Genomic DNA, 23,443 nt, shown 5'->3' with positions numbered 1-23,443 from the left:
TCTCACAATGTCCTTTTGGGAATGCATCCTGATCTGCTCACGGCGGATCCGTGGCACGGCCAGTCATACCTCACGGCGACATGCGCATGGCAATTGGCTCGGCGAGTGGGCACACAGAACTGCCCGTCGACACCTGACGCGCGGCCGGGCCGTCGCTCAGCAGGTCATGCGTCGAGAGCCGTGGAATCCGACACGTGTGGCACGACCACGACCTGTACGTCGTCCTCGTAGACGACGCGCCCTGGATCCGCGGAACGCAGAACCCGGCAATCGACGCCGTGAGCGGCCAGAATCTCCAGATAGCCGGGGACCCGAGCGAGGAGATGTGCGGCCGACGGCTTGAACCACGCCGCGGCGCCAGGGTTGATCGCGTCGTCGTAGACGGTGGGGTCAACGGTCGAGGGGTCGGTGTACGCCGCGTCGTACCAGCTGTTGTTGGTGCGGCGGAAGGACTCCTGTCGGTCCGAGAGCCTGCCCTCGCGCGCCAGGTTGTTCACGAGCCCGAAGACGCCGGTGAAGTGGCCCCTGCTGTTCCGGTGAGGCGACTGGAACCGTACGTACTGGACGGTCTCGCCGTCGCTGTCGATCATCCCCATCGGGTCATCCTCCCACCCTCCCCGTGTCGCGATCAGGGGCGCCGTGCCGCGTCCGGCGGCAGCGCGTAGCGTGGAGGTGTCGGGTGTGCCCCAGAGGTGGCGCCTGCTGCCCGGGCTCCGCCCGACCGGAGCACTGGGACGCCTCATGGTCATCACGCGTGGAGGCGCGACCTCGTCGGCCCGACGGCCGGGGGGCGTGGCCCGGTCCCGTCGGCACGGGGCCGTCGCCGTCCTCGCGGCCCTCGCGACGGTCGTCGGCGTGCTCGTGGGCTGTTCCTCCTCGGGCTCCCGGACGGGCGCCCCGGAGGCGGTACGCACATCCGACCAGGCTCTCTCCCTGAGGCAGGTGCCCGCGCCGAGCCACTCGCCGACGCCGCCGCCCGTCGCCCGCTCACGGGCCGCCGAGCTGGACATCCCGTCGATCGGTGTGGTCGACCTGCGCGTCGTACCGTTCGAGGGGACGACCGACGACCGGGCCGGCACACGGATCCAGGACCGTGGGATGGCCGCGAGCCCGTACGGGGAGCGGGGCGGTGTGGGGCCGGGAGAGATCGGCAACTATCTGGTGACCGGACACCGGATCTCGGCGGGCGGGCCGCTGCAGGATCTGCCCGCCGTCGACGTGGGCGACCGGGTCGTCGTGACGGCCAGCGGCAGCGCGTACGAGTACCGGATCGTCAAGACCCGGGTGACCTCGTTCCGCTCGGCCCGCTCCCTCGCCGAGCAGCGGGCCGCCGTGCCCGGAGAGCCGGGTGAGAAGCCCACTCGCGCGATGATCACGCTGTCCACCTGCGCGACGCCGGAGGACAACGCGGCGGGCAACTACTGGCGGGACGCCCAGGGCAACCCAGAGCACCGCATCGACAAGATCGGCGTCCTGGCGGCGGTACGGCCGGCACCGGGGACGCCGTGAGGGACGGACACGCCCGCTCGGGTTCGGCCGCGCCCTCGCTGGTGGCGAAGTCGGGAAACCGCGCCGGAAGACGCCAGCACCCCGAGGGGCCTCGACTAGGGTCCACTTGAAAGTGGATCTTGTCCTGAGGTGATCGCCGGGTGGACGGGGAGATCTGACCGAGAGGCAATGGGCGGCTCTGGAGCCGTTGTTGCCGACTGCGCGGAAGCGCGGCCGGCCGACGGAGTGGACACGACGCGATCAGATCCATGCGGTCCGGTGGCGTACGCAACAGGCACGCCGTGGCGTGACATACCCGAGCGGTACGGTCCGTGGGAGTCCGCGTACAGCCTGTTCCGGCGCTGGCAGCGCGACGGCACCTGGGCGCGTGTACTGGAGCAGTATTGCAGGCCGCGCGGACGTGGCGGGGCTGATCACATGGGGGGCAGGGCAGTCCTAGGGGAGGCCTTCGAGCTGCGCAGCGGATGCGGGTGGAGTCCAGGGTGCGCTCCACGGTGCGGTGAGCGCGGTGCCTCGTGCGTCGCTCAACGCGCCGTGCGCGCCCCGGTCCGCATCGGCGCGCTGTGGTCCCGGACCTCCGGCGAGCGTGGTGCGCGTCGCCCACCGGACGCCGGCCTCTACGATCCGGGCGTGGGTCAGACCCCGGCACAGAAGGCCGCGAAGCCGGCACGCGGGCAGCAGCCGAAGAAGCGGTACGGCAAGGCGCAGCGCGAGGCGATCAAGCGGGCGCAGGCAGCGAAGAAGACGGTAGGACCGCAGGCTACGGTGCGGCCGCGTATACCGATGAGTTGTGTGCGGATCCGCAGTCGATACCGCTGGATCCACCGACAGCGGTGGGCCTGTGCTGGGATCGTTCCAGCACGGGAGGAAGCACGAGGAGGCAGTGATGGGCGTCGACGACTCCGCGGGGCGGACGCGGGTGAGCGGTCCCAGGGTGTTGGTGGCGGGGGCGAGCATCGCGGGACCCGCGCTGGCCCACTGGCTGCGCCGGCGGGGGGCCGAGGTGACCGTGGTGGAGCGGGCTCCCGAGCTGCGTCCCGGCGGGCAGGCGGTGGACGCGCGCGGGGTCGCCAAGGAGGTCATCGGGCGCATGGGGCTGGACGCGGCGGTCCGCGCGGCGTGCACCGACACCGCCGGCGCGCACACCGTGGACGCGGACGGACAGGTGCTGGAGACCTTCCGCGCGGACGACGACGGTGGCGACGGGTTCATCGCGGACATTGAGATCCTGCGCGGAGACCTGTCCCAGTTGCTCTACGACGACACCCGCGACGGCGTCGAGTACATCTTCGGCGACCGAATCGCCGAGCTCGCCCAGGACGCGGACGGGGTCGACGTGGTCTTCGCGGGCGGCAACCGGCGGCGCTTCGACCTGGTGGTCGGAGCCGACGGGCTGCACTCGGCACTGCGGGCGATGGCCTTCGGGCCGCACGAGCGGTTCCTCCGCCACCTCGGGCACGTACTGGCCTTCTACAGTGTGCCCAACGAGTTCGGGCTGGACCGCTGGTTGCTCGAGTACCAGGACCAGGAGTCCGGGCGCTCAGCCCTCCTGCGACCCATCCAGGACGCCACCCGGGCGATGACCATGTTCTACTTCGCCTCCGCTGACTTCGACGTCGACTACCGTGACGTCGCGGCCCAGAAGCGCCTGCTGCGTGAGCGGATGGAAGGCCTGGGCTGGCTGGCTCCGGACATCCTCGCGCACCTGGACGACACCCCGGACTTCTACCTCGACCAGGTCGCCCAAGTGGTGATGGACCGCTGGTCGAGCGGACGGGTGGGGCTGCTCGGGGACGCCGCGTTCAGCTCGTCGCCGATGTCCGGGCAGGGCACCGGGCTGGCACTGGTCGGCGCCTACGTGCTGGCCGGAGAGCTGGCCGCCGCCGACTGGAAACCCGACACCGGGTTCGCCCGCTACGAGGCGCGGATGCGCTCGTTCGTCGAGGCCAACCAGGAGATCGGCCGATTGAACGCCCGCAGCCGCGACGTCCCCGGGCCAGACGCCGAGCCGCGCCCCGATTTCGCCAGCGAATGGTTTGCCGAGCTGGTCGAGCGCGCGATCAACGGCATCGAGCTGCCCGACTACGCGGGGGTGCCTGACTCCGCAGCCCCGGCCGGGTCGCCGATCACCTCGTCAGCCAAGCCGTAGGGAGGGCCGGGCCTGCCGTTCACGTACGTCCCCACGCTGGTCGCCCCGGTCAGCGAGCAAGCTCGCGGCCCGCCTGCTGCCAGATTCCGGAGCCAGCGACGCCGAGCTCCTGCAGGCAAGGGGCAGCTGGCTCTCCCGCCGTTTCGGCCCGCGGCCGCATAGCCCGGAAGCAGGATGCGCGGCCGCAGTCGCCGTCTGGACGCAACCCAGGACCTAACGAAACGCTACTAAAGGGTGTTGCAGAAGGTCCGCTTCGGGCAGGCCTGTATGGCGTTTGACCTGCTGGTTCACCGGGTCATGGCGAGGTTGTGCATGGCGGCGACGGCCTGGACGGCGTGGTGGAGGCCGTCGCCTCGTTGACGGCAGTCGCGCAGGATCTTCCAGTTCTTCATCCGGGCGAAGGTGTGCTCGACACGGGCTCGGACCCTTCGGTGCTCGGCGTTGTCCTCCTCCTGCCCGCGCAGGAGGGGGCGACCGGCTCTCTTGCGGTGCGGGACGATCATGCCGGTGCCGAGGTAGGCGCCGTCCGCGATGACCGTCGTGCTCGCCGCCAGGGCGGGCAGGTCCGACTCGCGCCAGACATGTGCGTCGGCCTTGTTGCCCGGCGCCGGCCGGGCCGCCGCGATGACCAGGCGGGTGTCCGCGTCGATGATGACCTGCACGTTCGCCGAGAACCGGTAGTTGCGGGACGAGGCGCCCACCTTGCGGTCGCGGACCGGGATCAGGGTGCCGTCCACGATCCACAACCGTTCGGTGTCCGCAACCGGCCGCGGAGCCCGCTCGAGCGCCAACAGCGGCCGCAGCCGCTGGATGACCCGGCAGACCGTGGCAGGCGAGATACCGAACAGCGGCGCGAGCTGCCGCATGGTGAGGTTCGTGCGGTAGTACACGGCCACCAGCAGCACCCGGTCCGCCAGCGGCAGACACCACGGCCGGCCACCACCCGGTCCGTTCCCGCCTCGTTCGCGCACCGCCTTCACCAGCTTCGCGAACCGCTCCATCCGCAACCCAGTGAACGTCTCCACCCACACCGGCTCAGCCCGCAACACCCCACCCATACAGGCAAAATGCCCAGAACGAAGCCTTCTGCAACACCCTTTAGGGCGTGTATCGAATGCACGGACAGGCCGAGCGGGGTGAAGTCCCGGTCCGGCCCGTCCGCTCTCTGCTAAAGGTCGAGCTGGTACTGGTGTGTCGTGTGCGTGGGTGTGTAGCCGAGACCGTCGTTGACCCGTCGCATGTGCGCGTTGCTGTCGGCGGTGTCGGTCAGGAGGCCACCGAGGCCCGGATAGTCCCTGTGGGCCTGTCGGATCGACTCGGCCTTCATCCATTCGCCGAGGCCGTGACCTCGGTGCTCGGGCAGCACCCCCGTGCCGTAGTGCTGGCCGTCACCTGTGCCGTTGCCGGGGATGACGAGTTCGGTGAAGGCGGCGACGATCCGCAGAGTTGAGCTCGGCCGTCTCTTGACTGGTCCCTGACCTGACACGATCTCTGAGACGGCGAAACGCCGCGGCATGCCGCGGCGTTTCGTGCGTGCGCTCAGTTCAGCGCAAGCCGTCTGTGTCGTCGTGCTCTTCGCCGATTGGGAGTGGCCGACGCTCCTCCACCGGGTCATCGCTGTAGATGACCGCGGAGACCGCGCTGTCGTAGGCATCGTCGAGGCCGTTACCGCTTGCGTCGAGCATGTTCTCCCAGTCAATTCCCATACCCACGAGCCTACCCGTAGTGTGCCTCGGGAGGTTGTGGACGGCTGGGCAGTTGACTCCTATGGGTCGGCACAGTCGCGTGCATGCTGAAGCCAGTGCTGCGTGTAGCTGAAGCGGGCGGTCGTACCGTGGACGATCCGACCAAGGAGGTTCTGCACGACCTGCTGTCTGAGATGGCGGGAGGCGTTGCCGTGGACCCCGATGCCTTTTCAGTGAAGGACTACAGCCACTCGTTGATCGCCGCGACCAGGACTGTCGCCTCGTAGCGGACAGCGAGCTTGTCGTACCGCGTGGCGACAGCGCGGTTCCTCTTGAGGCGGTTGATCCCACACTCGACCGCGTGGCGCTCGCGGTAGTCGGCCGGGTCGAAGCGCGGCGGCCGGCCGCCGTGGGAACCGAGCCTTCGGAGGTTGCGGGCCTGGTCGGTCTTGTCCGGGATGGTGCAGCGAATCCCGCGGCGGCGCAGGTAGCCGCGGTTCCTGCGGGAGGCGTACGCCTTGTCGGCCCGCACTCGGTGGGGGCGGACGCGTGGCCGTCCCGGACCGATGCGGGGCACGCGGATCTTGTCCAACACGGGTTCGAACTGCGGCGAGTCACCGCGCTGCCCGGCCGTGATCACGATCGACATGGGTTTCTGACCCTGCTCGACGGCCAGGTGCAACTTGGTGGTGAACCCGCCGCGTGAGCGACCCGGTCCGTGATCCTCGGGTTCGGTGAACACACCGCCTGGCGGTTCCTTCTGCAGGTCACCCTGCCTGCGGGGCCCAGCCGCATGCTGATGAGCACGACAGACCGTGGAGTCGACGCTCAGGTCCCACGTGATCCTCCCCTTCGCGTCGGCCAAGGACTGCAGCCGGGTGAGGACCTGATGCCAGGTGCCGTTGCGCTGCCACCGGCGGAACACGTCGTAGACCCGGCCCCACGGCCCGTACTCGACGGGCACGTCCCGCCACGGAACCCCTGTACGGACCCGAAACCGTATGCCATCGATCAACCGCCGCCGAGGCCAGACAGGTGGCCGACCCGCCTTCGAGCCCTTCGGCAACAACGGCTCCAGCACCGCCCACTGCTCGTCCGTGAGATCTCCCCGACCCATGAACCGTGATCATCCACAACACAAGATCCACTTTCGACACACAGCCTAGAACACGACCTAATCCAGGTCAGCGATACAGACGGCCGGCTGGCCGGGTGCTGCGGAAGTGGACTGCGCCAGTTCCTTCTTGCCGTCCAGGACGATCCGGCATGTGGCACTGGCACCCGCTTGAGGGGTCACGGTCACCTTTGCTTGCCGATTCGCGGCCAGAAGCACGTTCTTGGACCACGTCTTGTGCACGTTCGGTTCGACGTGTTCCCTGACCGACCGGTCCCCCCATAGATAGCGGCTCGCGGTGTCCTGATAGACCACCGATAGTGCCGCGCCTTCTGATCCAGAGGCCGTGTAGGTGATGTCCCACGCCTTCCCCGTGATACCGGCTCGCTGCGTGTACACCCCGACGACAAGCGCCATTGCGGCCAGAACAGCTGCCGCAGCGCACCCGAATTCGCTTCCCTTACGCTTCACGTCGCACCTCAATCGCCCTCGTATGTTGTCCTGACGGCGCCCGTCCCGGGGAATTCCGGGCCGCCAGCGTGGCCGTCCGTGTCTCGGTGGCAACGGCGGTCTCGTCCCATGGGCGAGGCACCATTCGGCCGCTGGGCTCCGTCCAAGGTCGCGTGGAGCGCGATGCCGAGGACGGGGGAAAGAGAAAACGGTGCTCGTGACATACAGCAGGAAGGGTGCCGGCGGCGATGCCCTGCTTGTAGGCGTCGTTGTGCTTCAGCGCACCGGTGGAGTTGTCCACGAGCAGGTCGGCCTCCGCCCAGACGCCTCCGGCATCCGGGCTCCTCGGGCCACCGTGCCAAGCGAACCTCGCCGGCTTCGGCCCATCGGAGTCCGGTACCTGCACCGCACCCTCCATAGCGGACTGCCGTGAAGGACCCACGGACACAGCCGGTGTCTCCCGCCCCGCGGCGGGGTGGCTCTCTGCGGCGGCCCTTGGAGCAGGCGATGTCCGCGGCAGCCGCGGCAGCCCTGATCCTCCAGTCGGCACCGCCCTGTCCGTGCCGGCCATGGCTGCGAGAACAACACTCCCCAGACGCACAAATTCCTCGATCCCACTCAGACTGTTCGCTACAGCCTCTCCCATTCCAGAAACGGACAGGTAGTACCTACAGCCCTATAGGGTCATAGACCGGTCTTATGGTCGGCAGTGCCAGGCGCCGCCGAATCTCGACCTAACCTGCCGTGCCGGGGGCCGTCACGGCCCGAAAGCCTGCGATCACAGAACTCTGTGCGTGCTTCCAGAGGGTCACCCGCGGCGAGCCACCCCTACCGGGCCCGGCCGGGTTCCTCGGCGGCGGACCGGCCGGGGCTCGCGAGCCTGCGGCGCGGAGTGTCGGTAGCGGTGCTGGCCGCAGGGGCGCTCACGGGCGGTCTTCTGCACGCCCGGGCCGGTGTGGAAGGCGTCCTCCTCACCGTCCTGGTCCTGCTGCTCGGCCTCGTCGTGGCGGCCCACTCCTGGAGCGCTTGCCAGCCGGCCGACAGGGCGGTCGGCGGACCCGGGTGATCGTGGGACCCGACCAGAAGCCGGACGATGGACGGTAGCGACGGATCCGCGGGTTCACCCCCTAGACCGGCGGCTCGCCAAGAGGTCCTAACTGCTCGCGGGGCTGTACGAGCCGACGTCGGGCGCGGTCGAGTGGGGCGGCGTCGACCTGGCGGACGTCGAACCGGGAAGCGGTGTGGGTGAAGCCGGCGATGCTGCCGCAGGACATCGCCCGCTGGCCCGTCACGGCCCGGGAGAATGCCACCCTCGGTCAAGGTGACGGTGACGACCAGGCGGTGATGACAGCGGCCAAGCTCGCCGGGGCCGGCGAAGTGATCGCCCAGCTCGCCGATGGGCTCGACACCAACCCGGCTCCGTCGCAGTGGGTGGCCGGGACCTGTCCGGCGGGCAGTGGCAGCGCCTTGCTGGGGCGCGCGCGTTCTTCCGCCAGGACGCTCCCGTGCTGATCTGCGACGAGCCGACCTCTGCCGCCGGGTGGGTCGGGGCGGCGGCCCGGACCCACCCGGCGCGGTGATCAGGCCTTCGTGCCGGAGTCCCCGCCGGACGCGGGGGCGGTCCCGGACGCCGACGCGGGGGTGGGCTTGGGCGTGTCGGCCTTGCCGCCCTGGTTGAGCATGCCGCCGAGGGCGCTGAGGTTGCCGCCCCCGGCTCCGCCGGTGACGAGCGGTGCCGCCTTGCTGGCCGCGTCGACCGCGATCTGGGCCATCTTCTGGAGGTGTTCAGTGGCGGTCTTCAGGGCTTCCTGGGCGCGTGCGCCGGCTTCCTTGTCGTTGGTGGCGGCGGCTTCGATGCCCTTGCTGAGGACCTGGCTCATCTGGGCGAGGCCGCTCATGTCGCGGAACAGGTTGGCCGTGGTCATGGCCTGGACCGCCTGGAGGCCGTTCGGGTCGGGCATGGCCACCAGCGGGGTGAACCTGGCCTGGGAGGCGCCCATGCCGGCCGCTGTGGTGTCGAGGTTCTGCGCGCGTGAGGCGGTGGAGAGGGGGGCGATGTCGGCGGGGGTGATCTGGATGGGCGAGTCCTTCCAGTTCCAGAAGCGGGTGAGGTCGATCTTCTCGGCCGAGTTGGACCGGCCGAGGACGGCCTCGGCGAAGACGCCGTTGGTGGCGATGGCGATCGTGTTGGTCGCCGGTGCCCCGAACGTGTTGTCGCTCGCCTTGCGGGAGTCGGTCCACTCCTGTCGCTCCTCCTCGCTGGCGAAGTTCCAGCGGAAGCCGAGGTAGTTGCCGGTGGCGGCGATCGGCTTCGGGTCCAGCAGGGTGCCGAGCGGGACCGGCGCGGCGGTCGAGCCCGCAGGGGTGTAGGAGTAGTTGGCGAGGATGCGGCTGAGCGTCAGCTCGTCGGCGTTGGCCCAGACGGCCTGGCTGTAGTGCCGGCTGTTGTCGTTCAGGTGGTCCAGGACCGTCTGGGGTACGTTCCCGCCCCGCACGTGGAAGCCGAGCGACGCGACGTAGGTGCGGCTGCCGGACTTCGCCGTCGAGCCGAACAGCCCGCAGATGGTCGAGGCGCCGCCGGCGTCCTCGGACAGGTCGGGCGCGACGGTGGTGGTCGCGGCGACGCCGAAGTTCGCCACGCCCGAGGTCATCTTCAGGCGCAGCCCGGCGAGGCTGCCGCGGGCTGCCTTGCCGGACCAGGCTTCGTAGGAGATCAGCTTGTCGGCGCCGCCGAAGGTGTAGGACGCCTGCTGCGCGCCGGAGCCGCCGATGTCGCCGCAGCCGAAGGTGTGGCTCGGGAAGACCACCTGGACTCCGCGGATTCCGTCGGTGTCGGACCAGACGTCGATCCTGGACGCGTAGGAGGAGTCCGCCTTCGGCTGGTCGTCGAAGGGTATCTGTGTTTCTCGTCCCATGATCCGGCGCACTGTCCCGTTGCTCATGAGCACCCAGTAGTCCGCGCCTGCAGAGGCGATCTGCGCCAGCCCGGTGATGCTCTGGAGGCCGCCGGTCGCGGGACGGATCACGGTCGTCGCACCGGACTCCACCAGCAGGGGCGTCGTCTCGCCGCTGGACTGGGACTGGACGACGGCCCAGAGCGCACCGTCGGACGTGGCGGACAGGCGCTGCACGCCCGGCCCGTTCCGCCGAATCCCGTCGGTGCCACTGCGCTCGTAGACGACACCCTGCCGGGAGTACCACACCTTGTCCTTGCCGGTGACTGCGAGGTCGTCGGCCGTGATGCCCAGGTTCGTCCATGAGCTCGGGCCGCGCTGGTGAATCGTGTTGTTGGTGCCGATGACGAAGACCGTGCCGTCCGTGCCGCAGGCGATGCGCAGCCCCCAGCCACCTGCTGGATCAATTCGCCAGGTCGTTCCGTCGAACTGCATGACCGCCTTATCGGTCCTGAGCGCCCAGACGGTGTCCTTGCCCGGTGCGATGCCGATCAGGCCGCCGCCCAGACCTGTGGTGGGCAGCGGGTTCCACCGCTGAGTAGCCGGATCGAACCGGACCGGGCTGCCGTCGGCCTTGCGCACTCCGTACACGCCCATCGCCGAAGCGGCGATGCCGGCCAGCTCCACCCCGTCGAACTCCTGGCGGTCCGGCACCTCCGGCGCCGAGCACGCGTCGAGCTTGCGCACGGCGGTGTCGAACGGGTTCGCCGCGCGGATCTTCGCCGCCCAGTCGACCGGCGCCACCGACGCGAGCACCTCCTTGTACCGCTGGAGGCTGGTGTGGGTGAAGGTGAGCTCCTGCAGCGGGATGAACAGGCAGCGTTCCAGCTTGGTCGGCCTGGTCGTCACGTTGTAGACCTGCACGACCTCGTAGTACTGCACCGACATCGCGTGCATGTGGTTGTAGTTGGTCACGACCCGGGTCATGACCTGGTCCTTCTCCGTCTGCGTCGTCTCGCGCACGACCGTCATGTTCCGGCTGCGGGCCGCAGTCGCAAGCTGTTGGGTCCGCGCGCTGATCCGCTGCGTCGCCTCCGCCGCGACCGTTTTCACGCCCGTGGAGCGCGATACCGACGTCGCGATGCCCGTGTTCGACGACTTGCTCCAGTTGCCGCCGCCGCCGATGCCGAAGAGCGCGACGCCGACGCTACCGCCGGAGCTGGACGACTGGCTGGACTGGAACCCCAGGGAGTCGCCGAACTGCTCCTCGCGGGCGATCGCGTTCGCGACCTCGCTGATCGACCGATTCTGCTCGGTGGTCCCGGACAGCGCCTCGGCCTCGGACGCCGTCTCCGTGCCGGTAGCCCGGGTGGTGCGCTGCCAGTCGACGACCGCGACCCTGGTGCTCTCGCCGGGCGCGAGCGCCAGGCTGTGCAGCAGCCTGCCGAGCGTGACGCCCTGGGCCGACCAGCTCTGCTCGGTGGTGACGATCATGCCCTCCGCCGGGCGGTCGTAGAACGGCAGGTTCTCCTCGCCGAGGTCGATGGCACCGGTCAGCGCGCGTGCCGGCTTCGCCCCGGGAATGTCGGTGAGCACCACCGAGCGGTACCGGACGATCTCCGTCGGGTAGTTGCCGGTGGTGGGGAGCAGGTCCTTCGGCGTCGGGCCGTCGAGCATCGTCTTGTCCGCTTCGGACATGGCAGGCGTACTCGCCGAGGTCGTCGGGGTGGTCGCGGGTGTTCCGGTGCTCGGAGTGCTCATCAAGTGTCCCGTCTCAAGAGGAGAGAAGGGCAGTCGCCAGGCCTGCCAGGCCCCCACGGCGTCTGGCGCAAAGGCAACGTCGCCTTCCGTACCGCTCGAAAGCTACACAGCTTGTTCACAGCAGCAGCAAACTCTGCCGGAAATGGCCAGAAGATGCACCTGAGATATCAACAACGCTGTCACAGCATGGAGTTGAGGTCGTTGCCCGCCCGCCTGCCGGGCTTCATGACGATGACCGCACGGCCTTTTTGGCCTCGGAGCACAGTGCTTGCGCGGATCGAGGACGCAGCGCGTACGGCGCGGTGTCCTCTGTCCTCCGGGACGAACTGGGGAGCGGAGTGGCCACGCGTCAAAGCGCCTTGTTGTCTAGCGCGGGGACCAGCCTGCGCTTGATCCGGGCTGGCAGCACATGCCTCCGGAAGCTCCGAACTTCTTTCTGAATCGAGCAGTTAGACCGTTGCCCGCTGGACACGGTAGCTCCAGCGTGCGAGTGACCTGACGACGGTTGCAGCACCGATGGGGTTGGCGCTGTGAACGAATACAGCTCCGACCCGAAAGGGCTGTCCGTTGAAGGCGGCTTCTTCCATGAGGGTCACCACCGGCATGATGGTGTCGTCGCCGCCGAGATCGTGGTCAAGCCACAGCTCGTCAATGAAGCGGTCACGGTGCTCTTCCAGCAGCTGGATACCTTCGCTGCTGGTGCGGGCAATCCGCGTGGCCCTGGGAAAGGGGCGGAGGTCGTCTATGCCAAGGATGACCGGTATCGACGAGGTAGGCGCTTCTTTCACCGGGTTATTGTCACAGTAGGCGGGTGGGATAACCACGGGGTATTGAGGCTCTGCTGGACAGGCCGCGCCCACATCAAGGCGGGGCCACAGGCTTCTGTTGATCCATCATGAGTGGGCCGGTGCCCGTCCAAAGCCGTTTGAGGTTCCGACTTGGGCCTGAGTGGTGCTCACAGCGGTGCGGGGGTGGCGTGTCAGTTCGGGGGAAAGAGGGATTCCTGGGTGGCCTGGTAGCGGTAGGACTCGGTGCCGGTCTGGATCAGGGTGCAGCGGAAGGTGATCCGGTCGGAGAGGGCCGCGCAGGGGCGGGCGTCGCCGAAGGTCTTGTCCCACTCGGTGAAGGGGGAGTTCCTGGCGACCGCGGTGGCCTTGCGCTCCTCGCGCTCGATGAAGATCTGGAACAGCAGCTTGGCGCCCTTGCGGTCCAGGCCGAGGTAGCCGAATTCGTCCAGGAACAAAAGATCGATCTTGCCGTAGCGGGCGATCACGGAGGACAGACGGCGGTTCGCATCGGCCTCGGCGAGTTCGTTCACCAGCGCGCTGGTGGTGGTGTAGCGGACGGACAGGCCGGTCTCGGCGATTGCGGTGCCGATGCCGATCAGCAGGTGGGACTTGCCGGTGCCGGAGTCGCCGATCAGCACCAGTGGCCGGCCCTCGCGGACCCAGGTCGGGGTTTTGAGGTCCGCGACGACCTCGGGGGCGACGTTGGGGTTCTTCGCGAAGTCGAAGTCCTCCAGCCGCTTGGGCCGCGGGAAGCGGGCCAGCCGCAGCAGCCGCTGCTGGCGGCGGAGGTCCCGGTCGGCTAGTTCGACCTGCAGCACGTCCAGCAGGAACTGCTTGTAGTGGCCGGCTCGCGCCGGTCGGTCGAAGCCACTTGTCGGCGTACGGACTTTTCTCCCCAGATGCGTACGGACGAACGCCCCCGGCTCTGGCCGCAGGCAGCGGCAACGGGACAGAGGATCTCGGTTGAGATCGATGACCCGAGCAGGGACACTCACGCGATGAGCCCCAGCACATCGTCTGAACCGATCGAGCGAGGGTGGGACGAGCCCTGGTATCGGGTCCGCATGGAGAACTTCCAGGCGTCGTTCCTGCCCAGCGACGGCGAGGACTTGGACGAGGTCTGCAACGTCGATGTCTTCGTGACTCTGAAGGACGGTTCCTGTGGGACCGCGACCGTGTTCACCGTCGCGGAAGTCGAGCGCCTGATGAAGCTCTGGACAGGGACCGACGAGGCCCTCGGGGGCCGGTATTTCTGGGTCTCGGACGGCCTGATCGTCAGGGATCCCGGCATCGACGGCATGACCGGCGTGATCGCCGGCCTGATCGAGAACGGCGAGTTCTCCAAGATCTTTCAACGGGTGACCAACGAATGATCCAAGTGCTCGGCCGCCGGAAGCGTCGTGGATGGTCAGACCACGTCGTTCTCGCGCTCGATGGCCACCACCGCCGACCTGCCCAGCCTCCAGCGATTCGCCCGGCACCTGGAACGCGACCTCGACGCCGTCACCGCCGGTCTCACACAGCCGTGGAACTCCGGAGTCGTCGAAGGCCACGTCAACCGGATCAAGATGCTGAAACGCCAGATGTTCGGCCGAGCAGGCTTCGAACTCCTCCGCAAGCGCGTTCTGCTCTACTCCTGAACTTGCCGTTCAGCCTTCAGCGTCCGGCGAAGGTGAGTCGTTTTCGGCGGCGAGGGTGACCTGGGCGGTCCATGACCAAGGTTCCCGGGGCGGCTCCCAGTTCACCTCCACCTCGGTGTCGTGGAAGTCGCGTGCGAGTTCCGTCACCATCACCGCCGCCGCGGCCCGCGCGTCTTGCGGGTCGGTGTTGATCGGCACGTCCAGCCGTCCGCAGAGATTTCCGCTTTCAGTGAGGACACTGGTGCGCCAGCCCGCCGGCGTCGCAAACAGGAGGATCCCCTGCGGAATGCCCCAGGCGGGCCGCTTCTTCTTTTCCTTCTTGCGTCTCACCATGCCGCCTGTCCAACGTCGTCGAGTTCATGGTGATGAGTCTGGGTGGAGGGTCAACCGCCGCAGCACGGGTTTGTGCCGGCCGCGCGGCAAGCCGAACCTTCAGGACAGATCGTCGATGAGCCCGAAGCCTTCCGGGCACTCCTCCAGGAACTCACGGCGAGCGGGGTTGGTCTCGGCAGCTGCCATCTCTCCGAGCAGGGCGATCAGCTCCTGCTGCTGATCACTCGGCAGCGCGCTGACCACGTGGGCGACGCCCTCCATGACCTTGACCGCATCGTCCTGATCCATCTGCTCGTCCTCGCTACCGTCGATGTACCACAGGACATCGACCAAAGCCTCGGCCAAAGCACGAGTCAGGGACGGGTACGAAGACGTCACGACGGTCTCCCAGTAGATCAACGGCAGAGTCCGGCCATCCCACCACACGCCGCTGACATCACGATCAGTGAGCCTCCACGGAAAGTGGACCAGAGCCCGTGCGGCGACGGACTGGCCGATCGCAGAGGTGGCCCGGATGTCGGGCGTGACCGCCCGGACACTGCGCCATTACGACGAGATCGGCCTGTTGACACCGGCCCGGATCGGCGCCAACGGCCACCGCTATTACGAAGAGCGTCAGCTCCTGCGGCTGCAGCAGATCCTCGTGCTGCGGGCACTGGGCGTCGCTCTGCCGGAGATCGGCCGGATCGTGTCCTCACAGGTCGACGAGGCGGACGCCCCGCGAGGCCACCACCAGCGCCTCCTCGCGGAGAGGAACCGACTCGATGCCTAGGCCGGCACCGTCGCCCGCACGATCGCCGAACTGGAGCAATCCAGGAAGGACGGCCATCCCATGACCATCAACCGCCCGGAGAACCTCTTCGAGGGCGTGACGCCCTCCCACTACGAGGACAACATGCGCGACTTCCCCGAACTCGCCCAGGAAGTCGCACGACGCGCCGCCACGATGAGCCAGGCCGACGCCGACACCGCGCACCGCGAGCGCACCGCCCAGATGGTCCGGCTGGCCGAACTCGTGACCGCGGGTCACCCGGCCGACGCCGACCTGGTCCAGGCCGAGATCGACAACCAGTACCGGGCGCTGGCCGAACTGCGACCTGTGTCCGCCGAGGAGTACCGGGCCATCGGGCGCTCCGTCGTCGACAACGAGACCTGGCGGGTCGCATACGAGGCCATCGCCCCGGGGCTCGCCGCGTACCAGCGCGACGCCATCGAGGCGTACGCCACCACCCGGCTGAACTGAGACACGGTGCAGCCGCCATCGAGGGAGGACCACGATGGCGGCTGCACCACGTCACGGCGGGCCACCGATGCTCGATCCCGAGGACCGCCCCCTTATCCAAGTGGCGTCGCCCCCCTTCGCCGGCGCCGCCGCCGTCACACCAGCCACCATCCGCCAGTGGGCCAGCCGCGGCCACCTCGCCCCCGTCGGCCTCGACGAGCGGGCGAGCGCGTCCTGCTCCCTGCGCGTGTGGGGACGGCGCCTGTGGTGCCTGCTGCGGGTCAGCCTGTGGGCGCTGTCTGAGGAGGTCCGTATCGAGGGCGCCCGTGGTGAGGAGTACGCCGCCGTGCTGACCACCGCCGGCTGTCCAGCGGTTGCTGCTCCAGCGCCGTCACGCACGCCGGGGGCGCCCGGGGGGCCTGGCGCCTTGGGGTGTCTCTTCGGCCGAGTCAGCTCGTCAGGTCAGTTGTCGGTGTGCGAGTTGGTGGAAGAGTCCGTGGGGGTCGGTGAGGAGTTCGGCAGGTGTGCCTTGTTGGACGACGCGGCCGCCCGCCATGGCGATGACCCGGTCGGCGCTCATGACGGTGGACAGCCGGTGGGCGATGACGATCCGGGTCGCGCGCAGGGTGCGTGTGGAGTCGATGACGGTGCGCTGGGCCTGGTTGTCGAGTGCGCTGGTCGCCTCGTCCAGGAACAGGATCCGTGGTCTGCGGATCAGAGCCTGGGCGATCATGAGTCGTTGGCGTTGGCCGCCGGAGAGTGTGCCGGCGCCGTCGGTGAGCATGGTGTGCAGGCCCATCGGCATGGCTTGGACGTCTTCGGCGAGGCCCGCCATCGCGAGTGCCGCCCACGCCTCCTCCAGGGTGAAGGCGTCGGTGCCGCGGAGGCAGTCCAAGATCGATCCGGTGAGGGGTTGGGCGTATTGGAGGACGACGCCGCATTGGCGGCGTACGGCGGCCTGATCGAGCGCGGACAGGTCTTGGCCGTCGTACAGCACGCTGCCCTCAGTGGGGTGGTCGAAGCCGATGAGGAGGCGGAGCAGGGTGGATTTGCCGCTGCCGCTGGCGCCGACGATCGCGACGAACTCTCCGGGTCTGATGCGTAGGTCGATGCCGTCGAGGACGAGGGGTGCGTCGTCGTTGTAGCGGTAGGACAGCTGGCGGGCTTCGATAGCGCCGGTGAGCGGGCCGGGTCGGGCGGCGCCGCCGCGGACCTCGGGGGCGGCCTTCAGGATGGGGGCGACCTGCTGGAAGACGGGCTGGACGGCGGCGATGGACAGCAGTGCGCCGGTGATTTGGGTGACGGCGGAGAGCAGCATGGTCAGGGCGGTGGAGAAGGTGAGGAACCCGGCGGCGGTCATGGTGCCCCGGGCCGGGCCGGCGAGGAGCGTGAACATCACGAGTGTGCACAGGGGCAGGCAGAGGGCGCCGAGCACGGTGAGGGTGTTCTGGATCCGGCCGGCGCGTTGCTGGAGGATGCGGGTGCGGGCGAACGTGCGGGCCCAGGCGGCGTAGGCGAAGTTCTCGGCGGCGGCGACGCGGAGTTTGGGCAGGCCGCGCAGGGTCTGGAAGGCCTGGTTGTCGAGCCGGTTGTTCAGCTCGACGAGCTGGCGTTGGTAGCGCAGTTGCCACAGTCCGAGGCCGGTGAAGACGGCGCCGACGGCGAGTAGCAGGGCGAGCGCCACGGCGGCGAGGGAGGGGCTGTAGACGAACAGCATGACGATGTTCATGGTGCCGACGGTGGCGGCCTGGAGACAGACGGGGGCGACGCCGGCGAGCATGCGGCGGATGGCGCCTATGCCGAGGGCGGCGTTGGCGAGTTCGCCGGTGGAGCGGCCGGTGAAGAAGGTGGCGGGCAGGCGCAGCAGCCGGTCCCAGACGGCGGGCTGCAGCGTGGCTTCGATGCGGCCTTCCATGCGGAGCAGGGCGACGTTCTGCAGCAGGCCGAACGCGGCGGCGACGACGGCCGCGGCGGCGAGCGCCACCGAGGTCTGCGCGATCAGATCGTTCTCCGCGGCCGGCACGTACTCACCCAGGACCCGCCCGGTCGCCGCCGGTACGGCCGCGCCGAGCACCATCGAGACCAGGCCTCCGAGGAGCAGGGCCCGTAGTTCCTGGCGGGTGCCGCGGGTGCTGAAGCGCAGCAGCCGGATGAGTCCGATGGGGCCTTCGGGTAGCGGCCGGTAGAACATGACGGCCTGGCGTTCGAAGGCGGCCTCGTTGTCCTGGTCGATCCGTTCCCGGTGCCCGCCCGGGGCGAGGGCCTCATAGCCGCCGCGGCGCCACAGCAGTGCCACCGGCGCCCCGTCGTGTTCGCGCCGGCCTACCAGGGGGCCGTAGTTCTCCCGCCACCATCGGCCGCGCAGGCCGACCGGGCGGGTGCGCACGCGGGCGGCGAGCGCGATCCGCTCCAAGGGATCGGACTCGTCCGGGCCCGAGGACCCTGAGGCGGCCTCGACCGATTCCGCGGACTGCGGGAGGGTGATGCGGGCGTCGGCCGCGACGAGCCGGCACACGGCGAGCGTCGCGTCCGTGCCCGCCCCGCGCCGCCCGCCGCCCGCCCGTCCGCCGCTGGGGCGGTCGATGGCGGCGAGCAGCGTCCGGTCCGCCTCGCTGCCGGCTGCCCGGCCCGCCGCGAGACCGGCGGCCGTGCGGTCTTGGTGGGCGCGCTCGCGTTCCTCGATCCAGTCGTCGAGGGCGTACAGGAGCCGGTACTGCTGCTCGACCATGCCCTGCCATAGTGCCGCTTCGACGAGCAGGTCGTAGGCGGGGCCGTAGCCGATGCTGCCGGGCGCGACGTGCATCCACACGATGTCGTCGTCCGCCGGATGGCCCGCGTCCGGCCCGCCGGCCCCGCCGACGCCGGTGCTGCCGAGCGGGGCCTCGTACAGCACGCGCAGCCCCCGGCCGACACCGAGCGCGAAGGCCGCCTCCAGCGGGCTGGGCGCCGCCCCGCCGACCGTCCCGTATCCGTCGCCGTACCCCGGCCCGTAGGGGGCCTCGTACCCCTGCCCGTACGGTGTGTCGTCTCCCTGCGCGTACTGCGCCTCGTACGGCATCCCGTACCCGCCCTCGTACGGCATCCCGTACCCGCCCTCGTACGGCATCCCGTACTGCGCCTCGTACCCGCCCTCGTAGGGCTGTTGCCGGTATAGCTCGCGCAGTTCGATGCGGCGCAGCCGGCATTCGCGTGTGGGCCGGCCGATCAGTGTGTGGTGCGGGCCTTCGGCCGGGCCGAGGAGCATTGCGCCGGGGCCCGCGCGGCCGAGGAAGTGCCAGGCTCTGGCGTGTGCCGCGTCCACGGCGAACAGGTCGAGCGCGCCGTGCACCACCAGCCACAGGACGGACGGGCCTTCCAAGGGGAGGCTGCGCAGGCCGGTGCAGTCGACGGGCGCGCCGAGGGCGCCGAACGCGGTGACGACGGTGTCACTGACGGCCGCCGTCGCGTTTCCGACGGCCGTCGGGACGCTTCCGGTGACCATGGTCCCGTCTTCGGTGGCGGTGTGCGGGGTGGTCACGTCAGTGCTCCTTGACCAGTTCGGCGTACGGGCCGCCCGCGGCCGCCAGGTGTTCGTGGGTGGGGGGCGTTCGACCGGGGTCGCCGACTCGGTCGCCGACCGCCGTCGTCACGTCGCCGATGTGGATGGTCGCCTTCAGGCCCCGGTCGGCGAGGACGGCGGTGTACAGGTCCCGTGCTGCGTCCGGGTTGTCGGCCGCGCCTGTTGTTTGAGCGCGGTTGTGGCGGCTGAGCAGGGTGTGCTGGTCATCGGGGCCGAGGATGCGGCTTTGGTCGGCGATGACTCCGACGCCCGTCGTGAAGTCCCCGACAGCGGTCGTGCCGTCCCCGACAGCCGTCGGGACGTCTGTGGTGGTGGTGTGTGGGGTGGTCATGTCAGTGTTCTTTGACGAGTTGGGCGTAGGGGCCGCCCGTGGCCAGCAGGTGTTCGTGGCGGCCGCGTTCGATGATGGTGCCCCGGTGGAGGACGAGGATTTCGTCGCTGTCGCGGATGGTGCTGAGGCGGTGGGCGATGACGATGCAGGCGCAGCCCCGGCGGCGGAGGTTGTCGATGACGGTTTGTTCGGTGGCGGCGTCGAGGGCGCTGGTGACTTCGTCGAGTACGAGTACGGCGGGGTCGCGGACGAGGGCTCGGGCGAGTTCGAGGCGTTGGCGTTGTCCGCCGGAGAAGTTGCGGCCGTCTTGTTCGATGCGGCTGTGGATGCCGCCGGGGCGGCGGGAGACGTCGTCCAGGACGGCGGCGTCCGCGAGTGCGGCGGTGACGGCCTCGTCCGGGATGGACGGGTCCCACAGGGTGATGTTGTCGCGGACGGTGCCCTCGAAGAGGAAGACGTCCTGGTCGACGAAGGCGACGCTGGCGGCGCGTGTGCCGCGGGGGATCGTGTCGAGGCGTCGTCCGTCGATGCGGATGGTGCCTTCCCAGGGGGTGTAGAGGCCTGCGATGAGTCGGGAGACGGTGGATTTGCCGCTGCCGGAGCCGCCGACGAGCGCGACCTGCTGCCCGGGGCCGACGGTGAGGGAGAAGCCGGTGAGCAGGGGTGCGTCCAGCGGGCTGTAGCCGAAGGTGACCTGGTCGAGCTCGACGTGGCCGGCGAGCCTGCGGATGTTGCCGGCCGCGGGCTGGGGGTGGGAGTGGACCGGGTCGACGGGGAAGTTCTCGACGTCTTCGAGGCGGGCGAGGTCGGCGGTGAAGTCCTGGATGCGGCTGGCGACGTTGCCGAGGCGGGCGATGGGTGTGGTGAAGCCGGTCACCAGGGCTTGGAAGGCGACGAGCAGGCCGACCGTGAGGTGCCCTTCGACCGCCCGCAGCCCGCCGATGAGCAGGATCAATGCGCTGTTGAGTGCGGCGAGGGTGGGTGCGACGATGGCCAGCCAGGCGCTGGGCACGCCGAGTCGTTGCTGGACGTCCAGGGTGAGGGCGTGCTGTCCTGACCAGCGGCGGAAGAAGCCGTCTTCGCCGCCGGTGGCTTTGATGGTCTCGATGAGCTGGAGTCCGCCGTAGGAGGTGTTGGTCAGCCGGGCGGTTTCGGCGCGTAGTTTGCGGGTGCCGGTGGCCCGTACGCGTACCACGATGCGCAGCGCCACCACGTTGAGCAGGGCGACGCCGATGCCGACGACGGTGAGCTGGGGGTCGTAGGTCCACAGCAGCACGGCGTAGAGCAGGACGACGACCGTGTCCACGCCTGCCGCTGACAGGTCGCGGGCCAGGGTTTCGGCGACCGTGTCGTTGGAGCGCAGCCGCTGGACCAGGTCGGCGGGGCCGCGTTGGGCGTAGAAGGCGACGGGCAGCCGCAGCAGATGGCGCAGGAATCGTGCGCCGGCGAGGGTGGAGGAGACGATCCGGCCGCGCAGCAGATTGCCCTGCTGCAGCGCGGTCAGCGCGGCGGTGAGCACGAGCGCGGTGGTCATGGCGGCGAACAGCACGCCGAGCAGCGAGGTCTGCCCGCCGATCAGGAACGTGTCGATGTACGTACGGCTCAGCGCCGGTACCCAGGCGCCGACGGCCACGAGCAGCACGCTGGAGAGCACGGCTGCGGCCATGGTGCCCGAGGTGCCGCGCAGGTGGGCCGGCAGCGCGCCGAGCACGCTCGGCTTGCGGCCGCCGCGCCGGAAGCCGGGGCCGGGCTCGAAGACGAGGACGATGCCGGTGAACGCCGAGTCGAACTCCTCCATGGGTACGAACCGGCGTCCCTTCGCCGGGTCGTTGACATACACACCCGCCTGGCCGAAGCGCCGGCTCATCCCGTCGTAGACGACGTAGTGGTTGAACTCCCAGAACAGCACGGCCGGGGCTGCGACCTCGGCGAGCGCGGCCAGGTCCATCTGCATGCCCTTGGCCGTAAGGCCGTGACTGCGGGCCGCTTTCAGCAGGTTGCTCGCCCGTGAGCCGTCCCGGGAGACACCGCACGTGATGCGCAGCTCTTCGAGCGGCACATGCCTGCCGTGGTGGCCCAGGACCATGGCGAGTGCGGCCGCGCCGCATTCCACGGCTTCCATCTGGAGCACCGTGGGGGTTCGGACCGTGCGCGGCCGCCGGCTCCGGGGCACCGGGCGGCGGCGGGCCGGCGGACGGCGCCGCGGATGCGCGTTCTTCCTGCGCGGGCGGGCGGCGCGGGACGCACTGACGGGAGCATCGGCGGGAGTGCCGGCGGGAGCGTCGGTAGGGCTGGTGGTGGGGGTGTGGGAGTGCGGGTTCACGGGAGCAGCCAGTCGACGGGGCGTTGCGAGGACAGATGGACCGAGCCGCTCACGGGCGTGCCGGACTCGACGGCGTACGGCGGGCCGTCGGCCGAGGACCAGGCGTAGCCGGATGCGGTGTCGGGGGAGCGGTCCAGGGTGACGAGCACGGCGATGGGGTTGCCCTGGCGGGTGAACGCGGCGGCGAGCTGGTCGTCGCCGAGGAAGCCGCCGATCTGCGCCTTCGTCTGCGGCGCGCGGCCCACCGCGGTGACCTTGCCGCGTAGTACGCCGTACGTGTCACGGGCGGCGGAGGCGACGGTGAGGTCGACGCGTGCGCCCTTGCGCAGCTTTGAGGTGTCGCTGCCGGGGACGTAGAGGACGGCGACGAGCGGCTCGTGCGGGCCGGTGGTGCGTTCGACGGTCGCCACGTCGGTGCCGGTGGACACGACCGTTCCGGTCCGCGCGTACAGCGCGGTCAGCCGCCCTGCGGCGAGCGCCCGCACCTGCGCCTCGCCGCGCCCGGTGCGCACGACGACGAGGGGCTGGCCCGCGGAGACAACGGATCCCTCGGTGACGAGGACCTCGGTCACCTGTCCGGCGAGGGGACTCTGCAGCAGGTAGCGGCCCTGGGTGTGGGTGAGGATCCCGGGCGCGGACAGCTTCGAGGTGACCGTGCCGGTGAACGTCCAGTACGCGGCGGCCGCCATGACGAGGACGGTGACGGCGAGGACGAGCCGTCCCTGGGGGCGGGCGAAACGCACCGGAAGATCGAGTTCTTCGGGCGACTGCAGTGTGGAAAGGGCCTTTTGGCGAAACTGCATGGACTATTCCTTCGACCGCATTTCCTGCACTCCGCGGGCCGGGCGCCCCGGAAGGGTGTGAACCCCGGGGGCGGGAAGGCCCCGGGGTTCACGACCGCGCGGTCGCTCAGAGACCGGCGACACCGAGGCCGGCGTTCACGTGCACGCCGGTGATGCCCTGGGCCAGGCCCGGGACACCGCCCGCGAGGCCCTCGACGGCACCGACGGTCTGCAGCGCGCCGACGGTGCCGAGGACGGTGTTGACGTCGCCGGTCACGGCGCCGACGAGACCACCGTTGACGCTGACGAGACCGCCGGACACGGCGTCCAGCTCGGCGTCGTCGATCACACGGGTCTCAAGGTCGTTACGCATGATGCGCACCTTTCAGTCAGTGGGGGGAATCCGAATTACCGCGGCGCCGCAGATCAAAGCACGCGAACGACCGTCCGAGCCAACCGCGTTGAGGCCTTTTCAGCGCCCCAAGCGCACCCTCGGGCGCCGTGGTGTGCGGCATGTTCACGCGGCGGCGACAGCATCTCCGCAAAACGGAGTAACAGATTCCGCAGGTGCTCCGCACCCGCGGGACGGACCGGGCCGAAACCCGACAAGAGACACCGGACGGTGTGCCCGACCAGGGAAAGGTGAGGGAGGCATGGTTCAAGCCATACGCACAATGTGCAGGTTCCTGGGGTGCCGCGAACGGAAACGGAGAGTCACACTCCGTGAAGGTGGCACCGGGAAAGCCGGGCGGCGGGTGCCCTCGCCGAAGTGAGGAGCACCCGCCACCACACGTGCTGGTGGGTCAGCCGCCCTTGCGAAACCGGGATGCGTTCCTTCCCTTCATCGCGGCGGCAACGTTCATCACGCCCTGGTGGAAACGAGAGACCGCTTCTTCCGCCCAA

21 protein-coding genes and 4 pseudogenes are annotated in these 23,443 nt (G+C 69.6%); 9 read left to right on the top strand and 16 right to left on the bottom strand.

What is annotated here, in order from left to right; translation table 11 throughout:
• Window positions 1-164 precede the first annotated feature (164 nt).
• Window positions 165-596 carry a hypothetical protein gene (locus tag OG309_RS00375; RefSeq protein WP_329417189.1) on the bottom strand — a complete coding sequence of 144 codons (432 nt, stop codon included), beginning with the start codon at window positions 594-596 and terminating at the stop codon, window positions 165-167.
• An 85-nt stretch (window positions 597-681) separates the two neighbouring features.
• On the opposite strand from OG309_RS00375, the gene OG309_RS00370 reads away from it, so the two are divergent.
• From OG309_RS00370 to OG309_RS00360, 3 genes and pseudogenes are all read left to right on the top strand, one after another.
• Complete coding sequence (locus tag OG309_RS00370; protein WP_443067526.1) at window positions 682-1,509, top strand: class E sortase; 828 nt, start codon at window positions 682-684, stop codon at window positions 1,507-1,509.
• Window positions 1,510-1,677: 168 nt separating this feature from the next.
• Window positions 1,678-1,830, top strand: a pseudogene (locus tag OG309_RS00365) (hypothetical protein); the annotation flags it as partial.
• Between the two features lie 565 nt (window positions 1,831-2,395).
• Window positions 2,396-3,658 (top strand): FAD-dependent monooxygenase, encoded by a 1,263-nt coding sequence (locus OG309_RS00360; RefSeq protein WP_329417187.1) that lies wholly within the window; start codon window positions 2,396-2,398, stop codon window positions 3,656-3,658.
• A 287-nt stretch (window positions 3,659-3,945) separates the two neighbouring features.
• On the opposite strand, the gene OG309_RS00355 is transcribed toward OG309_RS00360, so the two are convergent.
• The 3 genes and pseudogenes from OG309_RS00355 to OG309_RS00345 all read right to left on the bottom strand — a co-directional run bounded on the left by OG309_RS00355 (window position 3,946) and on the right by OG309_RS00345 (window position 5,364).
• Window positions 3,946-4,716 (bottom strand): transposase, encoded by a 771-nt coding sequence (locus tag OG309_RS00355; RefSeq protein WP_329417185.1) that lies wholly within the window; start codon window positions 4,714-4,716, stop codon window positions 3,946-3,948.
• A gap of 110 nt (window positions 4,717-4,826) precedes the next feature.
• Window positions 4,827-5,093, bottom strand: a pseudogene (locus OG309_RS00350) (GNAT family N-acetyltransferase); the annotation flags it as partial.
• Window positions 5,094-5,202: 109 nt separating this feature from the next.
• Entirely contained in the window at window positions 5,203-5,364 is a 162-nt protein-coding gene (locus OG309_RS00345; RefSeq protein WP_329417183.1) for a hypothetical protein, read from the bottom strand.
• Window positions 5,365-5,447: 83 nt separating this feature from the next.
• On the opposite strand from OG309_RS00345, the gene OG309_RS00340 reads away from it, so the two are divergent.
• On the top strand, window positions 5,448-5,630 hold the full coding sequence (locus OG309_RS00340) for a hypothetical protein (protein WP_327383086.1): 183 nt from the start codon (window positions 5,448-5,450) through the stop codon (window positions 5,628-5,630).
• Here the strand turns inward: OG309_RS00340 and OG309_RS00335 are convergent.
• Together OG309_RS00335 and OG309_RS00330 are read right to left on the bottom strand one after the other, a co-directional pair.
• Window positions 5,585-6,460 (bottom strand): IS5 family transposase, encoded by an 876-nt coding sequence (locus tag OG309_RS00335; protein ID WP_329417181.1) that lies wholly within the window; start codon window positions 6,458-6,460, stop codon window positions 5,585-5,587. The genes OG309_RS00340 and OG309_RS00335 overlap by 46 nt on opposite strands.
• A gap of 57 nt (window positions 6,461-6,517) precedes the next feature.
• On the bottom strand, window positions 6,518-6,928 hold the full coding sequence (locus OG309_RS00330; protein WP_329417179.1) for a hypothetical protein: 411 nt from the start codon (window positions 6,926-6,928) through the stop codon (window positions 6,518-6,520).
• Between the two features lie 883 nt (window positions 6,929-7,811).
• Here OG309_RS00330 and OG309_RS00325 point away from each other — a divergent pair.
• Together OG309_RS00325 and OG309_RS00320 are read left to right on the top strand one after the other, a co-directional pair.
• On the top strand, window positions 7,812-7,973 hold the full coding sequence (locus OG309_RS00325) for a hypothetical protein (protein WP_329417177.1): 162 nt from the start codon (window positions 7,812-7,814) through the stop codon (window positions 7,971-7,973).
• A 361-nt stretch (window positions 7,974-8,334) separates the two neighbouring features.
• Window positions 8,335-8,487, top strand: coding sequence for an ATP-binding cassette domain-containing protein (locus OG309_RS00320; protein ID WP_329417175.1), 153 nt, complete (start codon window positions 8,335-8,337; stop codon window positions 8,485-8,487).
• Here the strand turns inward: OG309_RS00320 and OG309_RS00315 are convergent, their stop codons facing one another.
• The 3 genes from OG309_RS00315 to istB all read right to left on the bottom strand — a co-directional run bounded on the left by OG309_RS00315 (window position 8,488) and on the right by istB (window position 13,168).
• Window positions 8,488-11,499, bottom strand: coding sequence for a hypothetical protein (locus OG309_RS00315; protein ID WP_329417173.1), 3,012 nt, complete (start codon window positions 11,497-11,499; stop codon window positions 8,488-8,490).
• Window positions 11,500-12,011: 512 nt separating this feature from the next.
• A complete protein-coding gene (locus OG309_RS00310; RefSeq protein ID WP_329417170.1) occupies window positions 12,012-12,350 on the bottom strand; it encodes a cyclic-phosphate processing receiver domain-containing protein in 339 nt (112 codons plus the stop codon).
• A gap of 191 nt (window positions 12,351-12,541) precedes the next feature.
• A complete protein-coding gene (gene istB, locus OG309_RS00305) occupies window positions 12,542-13,168 on the bottom strand; it encodes an IS21-like element helper ATPase IstB (protein ID WP_329417169.1) in 627 nt (208 codons plus the stop codon).
• 180 nt (window positions 13,169-13,348) lie between these two features.
• Between istB and OG309_RS00300 the strand changes: the two genes are divergently transcribed.
• Together OG309_RS00300 and OG309_RS00295 are read left to right on the top strand one after the other, a co-directional pair.
• On the top strand, window positions 13,349-13,723 hold the full coding sequence (locus tag OG309_RS00300; protein ID WP_329417166.1) for a hypothetical protein: 375 nt from the start codon (window positions 13,349-13,351) through the stop codon (window positions 13,721-13,723).
• A 75-nt stretch (window positions 13,724-13,798) separates the two neighbouring features.
• Window positions 13,799-13,990, top strand: a pseudogene (locus OG309_RS00295) (transposase); the annotation flags it as partial.
• A gap of 9 nt (window positions 13,991-13,999) precedes the next feature.
• Here OG309_RS00295 and OG309_RS00290 read toward each other — a convergent pair.
• A complete protein-coding gene (locus OG309_RS00290; RefSeq protein ID WP_329417164.1) occupies window positions 14,000-14,323 on the bottom strand; it encodes a hypothetical protein in 324 nt (107 codons plus the stop codon).
• A 99-nt stretch (window positions 14,324-14,422) separates the two neighbouring features.
• On the bottom strand, window positions 14,423-14,611 hold the full coding sequence (locus OG309_RS00285) for a hypothetical protein (RefSeq protein ID WP_329417161.1): 189 nt from the start codon (window positions 14,609-14,611) through the stop codon (window positions 14,423-14,425).
• A 157-nt stretch (window positions 14,612-14,768) separates the two neighbouring features.
• Between OG309_RS00285 and OG309_RS00280 the strand changes: the two are divergent.
• Window positions 14,769-15,566: pseudogene (locus OG309_RS00280) on the top strand (MerR family transcriptional regulator).
• 436 nt (window positions 15,567-16,002) lie between these two features.
• Here the strand turns inward: OG309_RS00280 and OG309_RS00275 are convergent.
• From OG309_RS00275 to OG309_RS00255, 5 genes are all read right to left on the bottom strand, one after another.
• Window positions 16,003-19,026 carry an NHLP bacteriocin export ABC transporter permease/ATPase subunit gene (locus tag OG309_RS00275; protein ID WP_329428056.1) on the bottom strand — a complete coding sequence of 1,008 codons (3,024 nt, stop codon included), beginning with the start codon at window positions 19,024-19,026 and terminating at the stop codon, window positions 16,003-16,005.
• 37 nt (window positions 19,027-19,063) lie between these two features.
• Window positions 19,064-19,435 (bottom strand): hypothetical protein, encoded by a 372-nt coding sequence (locus OG309_RS00270; protein WP_329417159.1) that lies wholly within the window; start codon window positions 19,433-19,435, stop codon window positions 19,064-19,066.
• A gap of 1 nt (window position 19,436) precedes the next feature.
• On the bottom strand, window positions 19,437-21,557 hold the full coding sequence (locus OG309_RS00265) for an NHLP family bacteriocin export ABC transporter peptidase/permease/ATPase subunit (protein WP_443067525.1): 2,121 nt from the start codon (window positions 21,555-21,557) through the stop codon (window positions 19,437-19,439).
• 197 nt (window positions 21,558-21,754) lie between these two features.
• Window positions 21,755-22,561 (bottom strand): HlyD family efflux transporter periplasmic adaptor subunit, encoded by an 807-nt coding sequence (locus tag OG309_RS00260; RefSeq protein WP_329417154.1) that lies wholly within the window; start codon window positions 22,559-22,561, stop codon window positions 21,755-21,757.
• A 106-nt stretch (window positions 22,562-22,667) separates the two neighbouring features.
• Window positions 22,668-22,913 carry a hypothetical protein gene (locus tag OG309_RS00255; protein ID WP_329417152.1) on the bottom strand — a complete coding sequence of 82 codons (246 nt, stop codon included), beginning with the start codon at window positions 22,911-22,913 and terminating at the stop codon, window positions 22,668-22,670.
• Window positions 22,914-23,443 lie beyond the last annotated feature (530 nt).

It is taken from the genome of Streptomyces sp. NBC_01268 (genome assembly GCF_036240795.1).
Lineage (GTDB): Bacteria > Actinomycetota > Actinomycetes > Streptomycetales > Streptomycetaceae > Streptomyces.
The sequence above is the reverse complement of the archived record's forward strand: the minus strand, read 5'-3'. Positions and strand labels throughout refer to the sequence as shown.